Genomic DNA, 16,492 nt, shown 5'->3' with positions numbered 1-16,492 from the left:
TTGCCTCCACTCTCTATCGTGCTGTTTCTTTATTCTACCATAGAATGAAAGAAATACCCTTTTTCATGAAAGAAATAACCTACTTCATTTAACCGAATCTTTTAACACTGAACAACAACAAATGTTGTTAACTTTTGTCAATTAATTTATTCATCCTCCTTTGATAATTCATTTTCTCATGCACAAATCCGAATTTTTTTTCTTGCAGAAACGAGTATAGTGAAAAACGTAGAAAATTTCATAAATATTTTCATAAAAATTATAACTGGAGGAACTGCAATGGGTGAACAAACAAAAGAAAAATTATTTAATAAAGGATTTATTAGCATCACCTTGATAAATTTTGTGGTTTATCTCGTGTATTATTTATTAATGGTGATTATCGCGGTCATCGCACAAGATAAGCTACACGCAACACTTGGACAGGCTGGATTGGCCTCAGGAATTTATATTATAGGGACTCTTTTTGCTCGGTTATTTATGGGTAAAACCTTAGAATTAGTCGGCCGAAAAGCGGTTCTTCGTTATGGTGCACTTTTTTATTTGGTAACAACTGTCGCGTATTTATATATTCCATCAATTCCAATCTTGTATGGAATTCGTCTATTAAATGGTTTTGGTTATGGTGCCGTTTCAACTGCGACAAACGCAATTGTTACTGCTTATATTCCTAAATCACGCTACGGGGAAGGGATTAACTATTATGGCTTAAGTACCAGCTTAGCTGCGGCGATTGGTCCATTTATTGGCATGATTTTGTTGAACTATACAAACTTCTACTTCATTATTATGTTCTCTATTATTGCTATTTTATTGACAACTGTCGCTTGTTTTATTTTCCCAGTAAAAAATATTCATTTGTCAGACGAACATAGAACCATGCTTAAAAAATGGAGCTTTAGCAGTTTTGTTGAAAAACGCGTCCTCTTTATTTCATTTGTCGCCTTTTTAATGGGACTTTCTTATTCAAGCGTTCTGTCATTTCTTTCGTCTTATGCCAAGATTATTGATTTAGTCAGCGCCAGCTCATTTTTCTTTGTTGTCTATGCATTAGTGATTACTGCGACACGACCAATGTCAGGCAAAATTTTTGATAACCATGGCGAAGATTACGTGATTTATCCTAGCTATCTCTTCTTAACACTTGGTTTATTTTTACTAAGTATTACAACAAATAGCTGGATGTTATTGGGTTCAGGTGCCTTAATTGGGCTTGGTTACGGAACATTTATGTCAAATGGACAAGCAATTTGTCTAAAAACGGTCAAAGATCCTCATCGCGTTGGGATTGCCTTATCGACTTACTTTATTGGCTTAGATTTGGGCTTAGGAGTAGGACCGTACATTTTAGGTGAATTAAGAAGCGTCCTTTCATTCCAAGGAATCTACTTGGTTGCCGGTATTTTACCAATCATCTGTATTGTTCTCTATAAATTCTTTTATCAATCAAAACCAGGGGAAGAACCCGCGGCCGAACCTATGACCGTCAATTCAGTTGAGGAGTGAGTAAATAATGAATACAGATACACGAATTATTGAAGTTTTAGAACAAACCTTATTAAAACTCGATGAAGTCAGTACAAAGTTAAGTAAAATTGAAGGCAACACGCACTTACTTGAAGTTCAACAAGATTCTTTAAGTGATGGCCTTAAACAGCTTCAAAGTACCGTCAGAAACGATAATTTTATAGGTTAATCACTAAGAAAAACGATTAATACAAGAGTTTACACCTAACTTATCTACTCTATTAGTTCTTTAATAGGGTAGGTAAGCTTTTATTTCTTATAAATGGCAAGAGGATGGCTAGAAATAGCCAAATTTGATTGGATAAAAATTAGAATACAACCCACTTTCCTATTTTTAGATGAGAAAAGCATGGCTAAAGAATGGCTAACACATAAAATAACACACACTATAATCAACCTATCATTGCTACTTAATGGGAAAATGATTATTATTACATAGTTAATTCTATATTCTAAGAAAATAAAAAGGAGAAAACTGATGAACGAAAAACAATTACGTTGGTTTACCGTTGCTCTGATTGCTTTCAACATGGTTTGGGGCATGGGTAATGTGGTAAACAATTATGCACAACAAGGTATCTCAGTCGTTACTTCATGGCTATTAATTCTTGCAATTTATTTTGTCCCTTATGCTTTAATTGTCGGACAACTTGGTTCAGCTTTCAAAGACAGTCCTGGAGGGGTTAGCTCATGGGTTGAAAACACCACCATGAATAAACGCTTGGCATATTATGCCGCATGGACTTACTGGGTAGTACACATTCCTTACCTTGCTCAAAAACCTCAAGCAATCTTGATTGCCTTAGGATGGGCGGTTCAAGGAAACGGTAATATCGTGAATACGATGTCCGTTCAATTAGTGGCGATTATTTCTTTAATTATCTTTTTAGCCTTCTTATATTTATCAACAAAAGGCTTGTCTACATTGAAGGTAATCGGTGGTTTAGCAGGAACAGCGATGTTCGTGATGTCTATTCTTTTCATTCTGTTAGCTGTCACAGCACCATTTATTAATTCAACTGTTCATTTTGCAACAGAAAACATGACTCAAGTCAAAACTTATATTCCAACCTTTGACTTTACTTACTTTACAACCGTTTCGATGCTAGTCTTTGCGGTAGGGGGAGCTGAAAAAATTTCTCCTTATGTAAATGCAACACGGAATCCTGCTAAAGAATTCCCTAAAGGCATGATCTTTCTTGCAGCAATGGTCGGCGTCTGTGCCGTTTTAGGATCAGTCGCTATGGGTATGTTATTTGCCAGCAACAATATGCCAAAAGATTTAATGGCGAACGGCGCGTATGCAGCCTTCCAAATCTTAGGTAATTACTACGGAATTGGTAACACATTAATGATTATCTATGCGTTAACGAACATGGTTGGTCAAATTTCAGCTTTAGCCTTCTCAATCGATGCACCGCTACGTATTTTATTAGCAGATGCAGATCCTGATTTTGTACCAAACTGGTTACGTAAACGTACGCCTAAAGGAACATTAGTCAATGGCTATGTCTTAACTGGGATTTTAGTAAGTATCATCATCCTATTACCAATCTTTGGGATTCAAGATATGAACGAATTGGTTAAATGGTTGACTAACTTGAACTCAGTTGTTATGCCAATGCGTTACCTATGGGTATTCTTTGCTTACATGATGTTAAACAAAGCTTACAAAAAATTCACTTCAGAATATAAATTTGTTAAAAATCCGAAAGTTGGTTTCTTCTTCGGAGCGTGGTGTTTCTTCTTTACAGCCGTTGCTTGTATTCTAGGAATGGTACCAAAAGTTGAGTACGCTGCAAGTCCTGATGCTTGGTGGTTCCAATTAATTTCAAATATTGTGACACCGATTGTCTTGATTTTATTAGGAATGATTTTACCAGCAATTGCTCGTCGCGATAAACAAAAAGCGCTCGATGCACAAAAATAATGACCACTATTAATAACTTAACGATCGCTCACTGATTTGCTTAGTGAGTGATCGTTTTTTGTTCTTCATTTAAAAAATTCTCTATAAATTATTGTTTAGCTACCTGTATAATCGTGACAGATAATATCAAGAAACACTGAATCTACTGAGTTAGAAGAGTCTTAAACTATTTTTTGAATAAAAGGAAACATTTTTCTTGACGTTTTCCGTTTACAGTTGTAAACTTAAAAAGAATTAAAGATTACAAATGTAAACGATAGCGAGGTGAATAACATGAATACCACACTTGAACCGATTAAAATAAGTGATTCTGAATGGGAAGTGATGCGAGTCATTTGGACATTGGATGCAGCAACCGCCCAAGAAATTAGTGAAATTTTATCAGAATCAATGGACTGGAAACCAGCAACCATCAAAACATTGTTGGGACGCTTAGTGAAAAAAGAGATTGTTTGGACCGAACAATCAGGGAAGAAATTCATTTATCATCCACTAGTTTCTGAAGAATCGACTGTTCGCAGTGCCACAGAAAATTTATTTTCCCATATTTGTGCCACAAAGGTTGGACAAACGATCGCTGATCTAGTCTCCGAAGCAACCTTAACCAAAGAAGACATTCAACTCATTCTTGACGAGCTAGATAAGAAGGAACCAGTCGAAGCAATTTCATGTAATTGTATTCCAGGGCAGTGTAACTGTACCCATCATCAATAAGATAGGGAATACGTGATGAATCAACAATTAATCGATAGTTAAATGAACGAAAAAATCTACACAAATAATTAGTCAAATTAAGAATCATTATATAAAACTAAAAAACACAATTATTAGGAGGAAATTTATCATGAAACAAAACTTTTCAATTAACGGAATGAGCTGTAACCACTGTGTCGCAAAGGTTGAAGAAAGTATCAATCAATTACCAGGAATTCAAAAAGTAAAAATTAATCTAAAAAAAGAAACAGGGACTGTAAAATTTGATGAAACGCAAGTCAACGCGCAACAGATTGCCGCAAAAGTTACCGAAACTGGTTATGCAACTGAGGTGATGTAGGATGTCTTCAGCAACAAAAATGGAAACCTTCGTGATTACTGGCATGACCTGTGCCAACTGTTCTTCACGTGTCGAAAAAGAGCTCAATGCGCAACCAGGTGTCGTTTCAGCGACCGTTAACCTGGCAACTGAAAAAGCGACAGTACAATACCAAGAAACGACACCAACCGAATTAATTCAAAGTGTCGAATCGATTGGCTATGGCGCGATTGTCTTTGATGATGCCCATAAACAAGAAATCGAGAAAGAAAAAGAAAACTATATCAAAAAGATTAAATTTGACTTGATTTTCAGTGCGGTATTAACGGCACCATTGATGATCGCCATGATTGCTTCATTATTAGGCAGTCACGCCGCTTGGGTGCAATTTTTCCATAATCCATGGGTGCAGTTAGTCTTAGCCACTCCCGTTCAATTTTATATTGGGGCGCGTTATTACAAAGGTGCCTACCACGCGATTAAAACAATGGCGCCTAACATGGACGTACTGGTTGCGATGGGAACAACAGCTGCCTATCTATTGAGTATCTACAATGGTTTCTTTACCGATAATCATATGGATCTTTATTTTGAAAGTAGTGCGATGATTATTACCTTAATTTTATTAGGGAAATATTTAGAAACCAATGCCAAAGCAAAAACTGGCAATGCAATTAAACAATTAATGGCGCTCCAAGCAAAGACTGCAAACGTCATTCGTAACGGCCAAGAAATAAGTATCCCAATCGAAGAAGTAGCGATGGGTGAAATGATTCAAGTCCGTCCGGGCGAACAAATTCCTGTCGATGGTATCTTAATTTCTGGTACTAGTGCGGTTGATGAAAGTATGCTCACAGGGGAAAGTTTACCTGTCGAAAAAAAAGCAGATGATGTCTTGTTCGGCGGAACAGTCAATACTAACGGAAGTTTGCGCATAGAAGCTACCAAAGTCGGTCAAGATACGATTTTGTCGAAAATTATTCGCATGGTGGAAGAAGCACAAGGAACCAAAGCCCCAATTCAACAAATTGCTGATAAGATTTCAGGTATCTTTGTACCAACCGTCTTGGTGATTGCCTTAGCAACTTTACTCTTAACGGGCTTTATTTTAGGCGATTGGCAAACCGCTTTAATTCATAGTGTCTCTGTCTTAGTTATTGCCTGTCCTTGTGCCTTAGGACTAGCCACTCCGACTGCTATTATGGTTGGAACTGGGCTCGGTGCTAAAAAAGGGATCTTAATCAAAGGTGGGGAAGCGTTAGAAGCAGCGACTCACATTACCAGTATCATTCTTGATAAAACAGGGACCATAACAGTTGGAAAACCGAGCGTTACGGATTATCATAGTAGTAACGACGACGCTTTAACACTTTTCACTTCATTAGAAAAAGATTCTGAGCATCCGTTGGCAAAAGCCATCGTCGCTTATGGATCAGAGCAACAAGTGGCGACAAAAGCTGTCACGAATTTCAGCGCTTTACCAGGTGCTGGGATTAAAGGCGATATCGACGGGGTAACCTATTACGCTGGTACTAGAAAACTGTTGCAAAGCCAAAACATCGACTACACCGCTGTTGAAGAACAAGCCATTGCTTGGGAAAAACAAGGGAAAACAGTCATGTTTTTAGCAGACGAAGATTCTTTACTAGCAATGATCGCGGTCTCAGACCAAGTCAAACCTTCTTCAAAAGAAGCGATTCAAAAACTCAAAGAACGCAATGTTGCAGTCTATATGTTGACAGGCGACAACAAAACAGCTGCTGAATATATTGGCCAACAGGTTGGCTTAACACCTGACCACATCTTCGCTGAAGTCTTACCTGAAGATAAAGCCAATTATGTAGCTAAACTGCAAGCCGAAAACGAGTTTGTCGGCATGGTCGGCGATGGGATTAATGACGCGCCAGCCTTAGCTTTAGCAAATGTCGGCATCGCCATGGGTAGCGGTACGGATATCGCCATGGAAACAGCGGATGTCACACTGATGAATAATGATTTAGTCTATGTTGAAAAAATGATTCACTTGTCTCAAGCCACTCTTAGCAAAATTAAACAAAATCTATTTTGGGCCTTTATCTACAATACAGTTGGCATTCCGTTTGCAGCCTTAGGATTTTTAAATCCAATCGTCGCAGGTGCTGCCATGGCCTTTAGTTCAGTAAGTGTCTTGTTGAATTCACTTAGCCTAAATCGTAAGAAACTTTAGGAAGAAGGGATTGTGATGACAAACAAATTGTCAGATCATTCGAACAAATCAACAAATGCTGAAAATTCAGACGTACACGAGCAACTAACAAATCAATCAAAATCAGATCATGCACAGGATAAGATGCACCCTATGAACCACACAGAGCATGAAATGAATCACGAAACACATGAAAATGCTGAGATGGGCCATATGGATCATTCGATGCACAATATGACTCCTAATCATGAAAATCACATGAACCATCACACGCATGATATGAACAACATGGATCACGATAAACAGGACCACACTATGCACATGGCTCATGGCTCACATGACATGGCGGGCATAGACCACATGCATATGGATCATAGCGGACATGATATGGGTGGCATGGATCACTCGATGCATATGGGCAATTTTAAGCAAAAATTCTGGCTCTCCTTGATCATCGCGATACCCATCATCATTCTTTCCCCAATGATGGGTATCACGCTTCCGTTTCAATTTACATTTCCTGGATCAGAATGGCTTGTCCTCGCCTTAGCAACTTTCTTATTCTTTTACGGCGGTCAGCCTTTCTTATCAGGGGCTAAGATGGAACTGCAACAAAAAAGTCCGGCGATGATGACCTTAATTGCGATGGGAATCTCAGTTTCCTACATTTACAGTCTCTATGCTTTTGTCATCAATAATTTTACCAATCAGCCACATGTCATGGATTTCTTTTGGGAATTGGCGACTTTAATCGTTATTATGCTATTGGGGCATTGGATTGAGATGAGCGCCGTTTCTAATGCTAGTAACGCTTTGCAAAAATTAGCTGAGTTGTTACCAGATACGGTTAAACGTATCAATCAAGCAGGGCAAGAAGAAGAAATTTCGCTTCAAGAAGTAGCTACTGGGGACGTATTAATTGTACGCTCTGGCGATAAGATGCCTACCGATGGTCAAATCATCAAAGGACAAACGACCGTGGACGAATCAGCTGTCACGGGTGAATCAAAAGGTGTGAAAAAAAATACTGGCGATTCAGTTATTGGCGGTTCTGTCAATGGCAATGGGATGATTCAAATTAAGGTAACTGGTACGGGTGAAAATGGCTACCTGGCACAAGTCATGGAAATGGTCAAACAAGCCCAAAGTGAAAAATCTAAACTTGAAAGCTTGTCTGACAAAGTGGCTAAATGGCTGTTTTACATTGCCTTGTTAGCTGGGATTTTAGCCTTCGTTATTTGGTGGCTAGTCACTGATTTACCGACTGCGTTGGATCGTATGGTGACCGTCTTTGTCATCGCTTGTCCCCATGCTTTAGGCTTAGCTATTCCATTAGTTATCGCTCGTTCAACCTCGATTGCCGCAAAAAATGGCTTACTATTGAAAAATAGAAATGCTTTAGAACAAGCCAATCAAATGGATGTTATTATGTTAGATAAAACGGGCACGCTGACCGAAGGAAAATTCACCGTCACAGGCTTAGAATTATTTTCTTCTGACTATACAAAAACACAAGCCTTCAGCTACATTGGGGCCTTAGAAGCCAATGCTAACCATCCATTAGCAATCGGTATCATGACTTATTTGAAAGAACAAGCTATTGAAGTCTATGCAGCACATGATTTAACTAGCTTATCTGGGATCGGTCTCGAAGGCACGGTTCAAGATAAGACGGTTCGGATTGTCAATGAAGCAGAGGTACTTCGGCAAAACTATTCCTTTGATACTTCTGTAGCAGAAAAATATAAAGCGCAAGGAAATACGATTAGTTATCTAGTGATTGATCAAGAATTAGTTGCTTTACTCGCTTTAGGTGATGAAATTAAGCCGGAAGCCAAGCGATTTATTCACTCATTAAAAGAAAACGGCATTCAACCTGTTATGTTGACGGGTGATAACAAAACCGCAGCCGCTGCTGTAGCAAGTTATCTAGGAATCGAAACATTCTACGGTGAATTATTGCCAGATGATAAAGAAAAAATTGTCCGTAAATATTTAGATGAAGGCAAACGAGTAATGATGGTGGGCGATGGGATCAATGATGCGCCTAGTCTTGCTCGAGCAACTGTCGGTATGGCGATTGGGGCTGGGACAGATGTCGCAATTGATTCAGCTGATGTCGTTTTGACTAACAGTAATCCTGAAGATATTTTACATTTTCTAAATCTTTCTAAACAAACAAGAAAGAAAATGATTCAAAATCTCTGGTGGGGTGCTGGTTATAACTTATTCGCGATTCCATTAGCAGCAGGAGTCCTTGCACCTATCGGAATTCTCTTAAATCCAGCTGTCGGGGCCATTCTTATGTCCCTTAGTACAATCGTTGTAGCGATTAATGCGATGCTATTGAAAATCGATAAATAACCTGGTCACTTCACGAGTAAATACGATAAAAATAAAGAAAATCTGAGTAAAAAAGATTTTCTTTATTTTTTTTTGCATTTTTGACTCAATATTAGGCCAAAACAAAATAACTAAAACGCTTCCAGATGTGTTACTTTTAATACATAGGTAAAGGGGTGTGTAAAATGGATTGGATTTATTTTTTAGAAAAAAGGACACAGCAAGATTTAAACCTGCTTCTTTACATGAAAGAAAATAAATTTACGGTACATGAATTGGCCAGACATTTTTCTTGGCACGAAAGAACAATCAATGTCAGACTTTCGATTATTGAACATAGTTATCCTCAAGTTCGTTTGTTTCGAGAAAATAAATTGGTTTTTTGGCAATATCAGACTGCTACAACTATTTATCAACTAGTAGCTGATTTCTTTTCCAACAGTCCTCTTTTTGAGATTCTTGCCAAAGCGGCTTGGGGGCTGCCATTGCAACCAGCTTATACCCATCATCAATACAAACGAATCAATCAACGTTTGGCGCATTTGGGATTTTCCATTCAAGCTAACGAATCCGCCTTATTGGGAAATGAGTGGGCTATTCGGAAATTTCTCTTTGATTTTGCTCGAGATTTTCCTGATTTATGCCCGCTGGAAATTCAGCCAGACTTTACTCGAAAAGCAGAAGAGCTGACGGCTTCTTCTGAACAGCTCATGAGTAAAATCATTGACTTCAGACAATCTCCAAGCCAACTGAAGCTACCAGAATTCTGTTGGAAATTTGCGAAAACTGATCAAAATTTCCATTACTTTAGACAAGCATATCTTAGACTATCTGAGGCGGAGTCTCTCTATCTTTATCTATTTTTGCATGCTGAAACAACAAGCGATTTTCAAATGCATGTATTTCCATACAAATTAATTGATATTTACTTGATCTTCCCAGATATCAAGCCATGGTTTCTTTTTATTCAACATGTTTTCCCAGAATTATCTGAACGAAGTAAACAAGCGATGTTAACAAAACTACTGAAACAACGCATTATTTCTCAGGCCTTACACGCCGAGCAATCTCTAACTACTACCGAAAAAGAAAAGGCCTATCAAAAGTTAATCGACCATCCTAAAATGTTTGAAAGATTGCAAAAGATCACGGAAAGGCAACCCGCTTCGATAGTCAGCAATAATAGAGGGGAGCATGCACAAATAATTGCCAACTATCAACTAATCGAACCCATTCTCTCTTTATCGGAAGTCGATCGACCTTTATATATCTGCTTATTTTTAAAGTTGCCTAAGAAAAATCTGAAACGATTGCAAAAAGCGATTCAGCATAATATTTCTTCATTTCATGCAGTGCAAGTGACCATTCATTTTGGCAACGAGATTCCATCGTATGCAGATATTTGCATCACAGATTATTATCAATTAACGCCACCCATCAATAAATCAGTTGTCACTCTGTTTTTCTCCTCGCTGTTTTTTGAAGAACTGATTGTCGAACTAACAACCGTTATTATGCAACTAGAAGAAAAGAGCGAAAAAAAGAGTAATAAAAAATGAATCCCATCGATAAGCTGTGATATAATGGTCTTTGTCAATGCGAGGAGGAGAACCGAATGGAACTGAAAAAGCTAGATGTTCCTACATCTTCTATCACTGAAGTGAAAAAATCACCAATGGATGTCTTTAACCAAGCAAGAGTCGCGGGTACCGGTGTTTATATTTTCAATCGAGAGAAGATTGCAGGAGTTATGCTGACAAAAGAGCAATACGAAAATCTACTACATGAGTTAGAACGACGTCCTGAACCTGAGCCAGAAATTCCGATAGCTGAAGAATTAGAAGGTCTTGCAATGATTTTACATCAAACATTAGTTGATGGAGCAACGATCTCTGCTAAGAATTTAGATGAACGAATGGTAGCACTTGGCTTTATTACTAAAAAAACTGGATTTGGTGGCGTAATCGATATGATGAACGAACTAAATGAATCTGGTAAAATTGTTTATCAATTGCGTAAAAAGAACAATCATAAAATAATCCTTGCTGAGGTAATTGGAGAGCAGGATAGCCAATCACAGTTATTTGACAAATTACTAATCAAAAAGGTCTATTTGAGAGAATTATAAAAAAACCGTTCACGTGCATAACTCAGACTGAAGAGAAAAAAATTCTCTTTAGTCTTTTTTTATAGATATTTCAAATAATTTACTCGAAAATGAACAAAATTTAATAGGATTTTCGCAAAAAAGCAAGCAATTCCCAAACAATATTTCGTTTATTCTTGTTATAATTCAGTATGCTAGTAAAATTGTAAACAAAAACAAAAAAAGTTTTTATCGAAAATATTCTAACTTATTGAGGAGTGGTACAGTTGAAAAAGATCATTCACTATAGAAATATATTTTTAATTTTTTGGCTTATACCCATTGCTCTTTTGCCTTTTCGCTGGCTCAGTGCAGTTGTCAAGGACGCCGAAATTTTAGGCTCAATTCAGGGGACTGGCTGGCTAGTCCTTAAAAATTTTCCAGTCTTAGGGTGGCTTTATTTTCTGTTAACCGTAGCGCTTGTTTGGCTTTATTTTTCTCGTGTAAAACGAGTCTTAGCGCCGATTTATCTAAGTTGTCTTGCTTGTTTTACTACCGGAGTCGCTTTATTGCCGCGAATGATTTTAGGTCCTACTGGGTTGAGTCAGAGTGGTCTATTTGATAGCCAAGCCTACTATTCTCTGTATTTCATTGCCATTAAACCGGCCTATTATTTGGCTGTTGGCTCTTTAGTTTTAGCGATTATTACTTTTTTTGTTTTCCATATTCTATTGGAAAAAGAACCAGTAGATTAAGTTGGCTATCCTCAAGTACTAATTATTCAGATCAGCAGCTTTATCTAAATGCTTCAATCAGCAAGTACTCTATTCCAAAAAAATGTTTATTTATATCAAAAACGAAGACATTAGCGCACGTTGCCAATGTCTTCGTTTTTTTAAGAAGTATAAATAAAAGGCGCCATTAACAGATACTTACTTACAGCTACCTATTGAAGCCAATACGTTTGCCCATCTTTAGTACGATTCATGAAGCCATACTCAATCAGATAGCGGCGAACGGTCACATGGTCGTCAAACATTTGCTTCAAAATAGTATTGACAGCTGCTTCAGAGTAATTTTTATTGCGGTCAAATCGTTTCACGGCTTCCCCTAAAATGATAATCTTGCGCTTTTCTTTACTAGGAAACTGTTTGACAAAGCCATTCTCATCTATATAAGTTTGACTGACGCGAACTTTTTCCTCTTCAGTTATTTGATAACGTTCATCGATCATCTTCGCACCGACATGGGGTAAGGGAGCCGTTTCAATTGATAAAAGTGTCATCATTGCTAAGAAAACGCGCGCTTGTCGTTCTTTTTCTTTTAATTTGAAGCGGTGATTTCGAACAGTTGACGTGGAAATTTCCAATCTCTGCGCGATCACTGTGTCACTGATTTCTTGCGCAAATAAATTCATCATCTCTTGTTGAGTTTCAGATAAGCCGCTTGTTGCGCGAGGCAGGGCCAACAAAGCCTGTAAGGCTCCTGCATGTTGTTTTTGGACATGTTGCTTAATGGCTCGCTCAGCACTTTGCAGCAGGGTATCTGCTGGATAAATCAGTCCCTCCTCAAAGGTAGCCGAGCAAAACAGACAGTGATAATGTTGTTCTGAGAAAGAGTAGCCTTGAATATATTCATCAATTTTATAAAATGCTTGGGTCATCGATTTCCCTCCATAATAATAGTTTTTCATTTGTAACAAATATATCATCATACATAATTGTTTGCAATATAATAGATAAATATAACTTTGTTTGCTAATAAGTAGATTAGTGGTATTTCCCCAAACAAACAGTTTCTCATTTTATTAACAGTGAATTATCATAAAAAATTCATTTTCCACCTATTTTATGGTACTATAGATGGCAATAAGAGTAGATAGGGTGGTCATGTCCATGAATAAGTTAGAAAATCGTTTCAATCAACAAGTGTATCAGATTGCCGTTTCAACAATCCGACAATTTGATGAAACCGTCTCGCCAATTCCTGACATTTTAAAATTAACGTTGGGTGAGCCTGATTTTAATACACCGGAGCATGTAAAGTCAGCCGGAAAAGAAGCCATCGAACAGAATTATAGCCATTATACAGGCATGGCCGGTTTATTAGATGTTCGAGAAGCGGCAACCTATTTTCTAAAGGAAAAATATAACCTTTCATATGATAGCCAGACCGAAGCTTTAGTTACGGTCGGGGCGACGGAGGCAATTTCTGCCACCTTACTAGCGGTCTTAAATCCCGGAGATAAAGTCCTTTTGCCGGCACCTATCTATCCAGGCTATGAGCCGATGATCTTATTGGCTGGGGCAGAACCCGTGTATATCGATACTCGACCCAACCAATTTGTCCTTTCACCAGAGATGATTGAGGAAGCCATGGCTGAACATGGCGATGCAGTAAAAGCGATTATTTTAAATTATCCTAGTAATCCCACAGGTGTTACTTATTCTAGAGAAGAAGTCCAAGCGATTGCTGATGTGTTGCGTAAATACCCAGTCTTCGTGATCAGCGATGAGGTCTACAGTGAGCTAAGCTATGGCGAGCCACATGTATCAATTGCGGAATATTTAAGAGAGCAAACTATTCTGATTAATGGTCTTTCAAAATCACATGCTATGACAGGTTGGCGCATTGGCTTTATTTTTGCCCCAGTTGCGTTGACTAGTCAAATTATCAAGGTGCATCAATATTTAGTTACCTCAGCAGCAACGGTTTCTCAAAAAGCTGCAGTAAAAGCCTTAGTTGAGGGGATTAATGATGCCGACGTGATGAAAGTAGAATACTTAAAAAGGAGAGATTTTCTATATGAGAAGATGACTTCTTTGGGCTTTGAGGTTGCTAAGCCTTCAGGCGCATTCTACATTTTTGCAAAAATCCCCGCAGGCTATACGCAAGATTCAATGGCCTTTTGTGTCGATTTAGCCGAGAAAAATGCTTTGGCAGTTATTCCGGGTATCGCTTTTGGACCTGAAGCAGAAGGGTACGTGAGACTCAGCTACGCTACGTCTCTGGATGTTTTGAAAGAAGCCATGAAGCGGTTAGAAACTTATATGAAAAATGAAAAAGCTTAAATAAGCTAGCATCTATAGTAAAAAATAAGTTATTTGATCCCATGACGGTCAAGTAGCTTATTTTATAATAGAAGACTAATTATGTATGGTATAAATTCGAAGGTAACCCTGAAAAAGACAAATACTGTCAACGCTGAAGTGAAAAACACATTGGAAGGGGTGAGACAATGACTAGCATAAAAATTAGAAGCCTTTCGTCCGGCTATGATCAACAGGTGCATCTTTTATTTGATCAAGTTTCATTAGACTTAGACGATACTTGGAAGTTAGGCATCACTGGAGACAATGGCGTCGGGAAAACGACTTTTTTAAAAATTTTATCTGGTGAAATTCCTTATCAAGGCCAAATACAAGCCGATCAGGCCTTTCAATATTTTCCTCAACCGATTGAGAAAAGTAGCGACATGCCTGCTCTTTTTGCCTTGCAACAACTACAATTTTTTGAGCAGTGGGAACTTGAACGGGAATGCGAATTACTCAAACTCCGGAAAGAGTTGATTTGGGCGCCGCTCTCACAACTTTCCGGTGGCGAACTAACAAAACTACTGCTAGCCTTATTATTTATAGACACCACTAGTTTTCCTCTAATTGATGAGCCGACCAATCATTTAGATAAAGAAAGTCGAGAGCATGTGCGTGATTATTTGAAAGCGAAGCAAGGCTATATTGTGGTGAGTCACGATACAGATTTTATGAATGCTGTCTGTGATCATCTGCTCATCATCGACCAACAGATAATTAAACTGTACGCAGGAAATTTCTACGATATCATAGAACAAAAAGCGTTAGAAGAACGCGAAGTGAATGATAAGAATAACCGATTAGCCAAAGAAATCGACCGCTTAAATGACACTGCTATCGAAAAGAAACGATGGGGATCGTTACGCGAATCTGATAATAAAGGGCGGAACATTGCGGCTAGACTCAATAAGCGGGCGAAAGCCATTGAACAACGAAAAGCTCGTGAAATTGAACAGAAAAAACAATTGATGGTCAAAACGACAACGACTGACAGTCTGACTTTGAGTCCTCAGTACGCGATTCGTGAACCACTTTTATTAGTGGAAGATTTTTCGTTACGTTATGATCAGGAATGGTTATTTGAGCCCATTTCTTTTTCGATAAAAAATGGCGATCGAATCGTCTTAGACGGTCGAAATGGCTCTGGAAAAACCAGTATCTTAGAGCATATCATGGGCTTGGGCAATGCTGAACAGGCTGGACGCGTACTTTCTTCCGAGAATCTAACTGTTAGCCTAATCAAACAAGATTACGATACCTATAAGGGATCATTGCAAGTATTCGCCGAAGAGCAAGCTTTAGATTACACAACTTTTTTAAATTGCTTGCATAAATTAGGCATGGAGCGGATTGTATTTGAGACGCCAATTGAACTAATGAGTATGGGCCAACAAAAGAAAGTCGAAGTCGCAAAATCCCTTCTAACACCGGCAGAATTATTCATTTGGGATGAGCCGCTCAATTACCTCGACTTCAGAAATCGAGAACAATTAATCGAGACGATAGAAGTCTATCAGCCCACGTTACTTTTTGTTGAGCACGACAGTGGTTTTCAAAAAATAGCTACCCAGACTGTCAGAATACAGCCTCTTTCTAGGTAACTAGTTCATTTTGAGACAGAGAAAATTTACAACTAAAGTCCCATGACATTTGGCAAGCAATTAGCCATAATAATGATAGAAAGAAAATCCTACAAAATAAATTTTCTAAAAGCTAGTTTAAGCCAAGTTGTGAGTCATTCACAATAGAGGCTATGTAAAAAAATAAATTTGCTATAAATAGGAGGTCTATCATATGAAATGTGCTAAATGTGAGACAGAAATGATCAAAGGCGCTATCCAAGGGGATCGCTACGCGCTCAAGTGGGCGCCGGCAAAAGGGAGCTCTGCACCGTACATAACCCTAAAAAGAAATAGTCTACTTGGTCGGACCAACACTGAAGCGTTCCATTGCAGAAACTGCGAGACGCTGACGATTGATTTAAAATCGCAACAAGCCTAGCTGACCAAAACAAGCGATATACTCTACATTTATTAGAATAAAATCTGAAAATGAATCTGTTATTGAGACTTCTTTCTTCTCCTCTATGCTGTCACGCGGCACTAAGGAGAAGAAAGGGGTTCTTTTTCAGCTCTGATTCTTTTTTAGGAGCGGCTAAAACAGAAGGTCGGATTAAATAAATTGGAAATTCATCTTGTTATTTTTACAGGATAAACTTAGTTTTCTTGAGAGAAAGGGCTTGCACTCATTTTAAATTTATGCTATTCTCAACTTGTAAAAGATAAGGATTGTTACT

At 38.2% G+C, this 16,492-nt stretch carries 14 protein-coding genes; 13 read left to right on the top strand and 1 reads right to left on the bottom strand.

What is annotated here, in order from left to right:
* Positions 1 to 279: 279 nt before the first annotated feature.
* From BAU15_RS07450 to BAU15_RS07405, 10 genes are all read left to right on the top strand, one after another.
* Entirely contained in the window at positions 280 to 1,506 is a 1,227-nt protein-coding gene (locus BAU15_RS07450; protein ID WP_161842110.1) for an MFS transporter, read from the top strand.
* A 7-nt stretch (positions 1,507 to 1,513) separates the two neighbouring features.
* Entirely contained in the window at positions 1,514 to 1,696 is a 183-nt protein-coding gene (locus tag BAU15_RS07445; protein ID WP_161842109.1) for a hypothetical protein, read from the top strand.
* A gap of 309 nt (positions 1,697 to 2,005) precedes the next feature.
* Positions 2,006 to 3,457, top strand: a complete 1,452-nt coding sequence (locus BAU15_RS07440; protein WP_161842108.1) for an APC family permease — start codon at positions 2,006 to 2,008, stop codon at positions 3,455 to 3,457.
* Between the two features lie 273 nt (positions 3,458 to 3,730).
* Positions 3,731 to 4,171 (top strand): CopY/TcrY family copper transport repressor, encoded by a 441-nt coding sequence (locus tag BAU15_RS07435; RefSeq protein ID WP_161842107.1) that lies wholly within the window; start codon positions 3,731 to 3,733, stop codon positions 4,169 to 4,171.
* Between the two features lie 130 nt (positions 4,172 to 4,301).
* Positions 4,302 to 4,511 carry a copper chaperone CopZ gene (gene copZ, locus BAU15_RS07430; RefSeq protein ID WP_161842106.1) on the top strand — a complete coding sequence of 70 codons (210 nt, stop codon included), beginning with the start codon at positions 4,302 to 4,304 and terminating at the stop codon, positions 4,509 to 4,511.
* Between the two features lies 1 nt (position 4,512).
* Complete coding sequence (locus BAU15_RS07425; RefSeq protein WP_161842105.1) at positions 4,513 to 6,696, top strand: heavy metal translocating P-type ATPase; 2,184 nt, start codon at positions 4,513 to 4,515, stop codon at positions 6,694 to 6,696.
* Between the two features lie 183 nt (positions 6,697 to 6,879).
* Positions 6,880 to 9,039 (top strand): heavy metal translocating P-type ATPase, encoded by a 2,160-nt coding sequence (locus tag BAU15_RS07420; RefSeq protein WP_420022123.1) that lies wholly within the window; start codon positions 6,880 to 6,882, stop codon positions 9,037 to 9,039.
* Between the two features lie 164 nt (positions 9,040 to 9,203).
* Positions 9,204 to 10,577, top strand: a complete 1,374-nt coding sequence (locus tag BAU15_RS07415) for a hypothetical protein (protein ID WP_161842104.1) — start codon at positions 9,204 to 9,206, stop codon at positions 10,575 to 10,577.
* A gap of 56 nt (positions 10,578 to 10,633) precedes the next feature.
* A complete protein-coding gene (locus tag BAU15_RS07410) occupies positions 10,634 to 11,146 on the top strand; it encodes a type II toxin-antitoxin system Phd/YefM family antitoxin (protein ID WP_161842103.1) in 513 nt (170 codons plus the stop codon).
* A 245-nt stretch (positions 11,147 to 11,391) separates the two neighbouring features.
* Entirely contained in the window at positions 11,392 to 11,859 is a 468-nt protein-coding gene (locus BAU15_RS07405) for a hypothetical protein (protein ID WP_161842102.1), read from the top strand.
* A 191-nt stretch (positions 11,860 to 12,050) separates the two neighbouring features.
* Here BAU15_RS07405 and BAU15_RS07400 read toward each other — a convergent pair whose 3' ends face one another.
* On the bottom strand, positions 12,051 to 12,767 hold the full coding sequence (locus tag BAU15_RS07400) for a DUF2087 domain-containing protein (RefSeq protein ID WP_161842101.1): 717 nt from the start codon (positions 12,765 to 12,767) through the stop codon (positions 12,051 to 12,053).
* A 232-nt stretch (positions 12,768 to 12,999) separates the two neighbouring features.
* Between BAU15_RS07400 and BAU15_RS07395 the strand changes: the two genes are divergently transcribed.
* The 3 genes from BAU15_RS07395 (at position 13,000) to BAU15_RS07385 (ending at position 16,197) form a co-directional block, all read left to right on the top strand.
* Entirely contained in the window at positions 13,000 to 14,175 is a 1,176-nt protein-coding gene (locus BAU15_RS07395; RefSeq protein ID WP_161842100.1) for a pyridoxal phosphate-dependent aminotransferase, read from the top strand.
* Positions 14,176 to 14,342: 167 nt separating this feature from the next.
* Positions 14,343 to 15,797 (top strand): ribosomal protection-like ABC-F family protein, encoded by a 1,455-nt coding sequence (gene abc-f, locus BAU15_RS07390; RefSeq protein WP_161842099.1) that lies wholly within the window; start codon positions 14,343 to 14,345, stop codon positions 15,795 to 15,797.
* A gap of 193 nt (positions 15,798 to 15,990) precedes the next feature.
* Positions 15,991 to 16,197, top strand: coding sequence for a PF20097 family protein (locus BAU15_RS07385; RefSeq protein ID WP_161842098.1), 207 nt, complete (start codon positions 15,991 to 15,993; stop codon positions 16,195 to 16,197).
* The last annotated feature ends 295 nt before the right edge of the window (positions 16,198 to 16,492 follow it).

This window comes from Candidatus Enterococcus huntleyi (genome assembly GCF_009933175.1).
Lineage (GTDB): Bacteria > Bacillota > Bacilli > Lactobacillales > Enterococcaceae > Enterococcus_K > Enterococcus_K huntleyi.
Note: the sequence above shows the minus strand (reverse complement) of the source record. Positions and strands in the feature narration are given on the sequence as shown.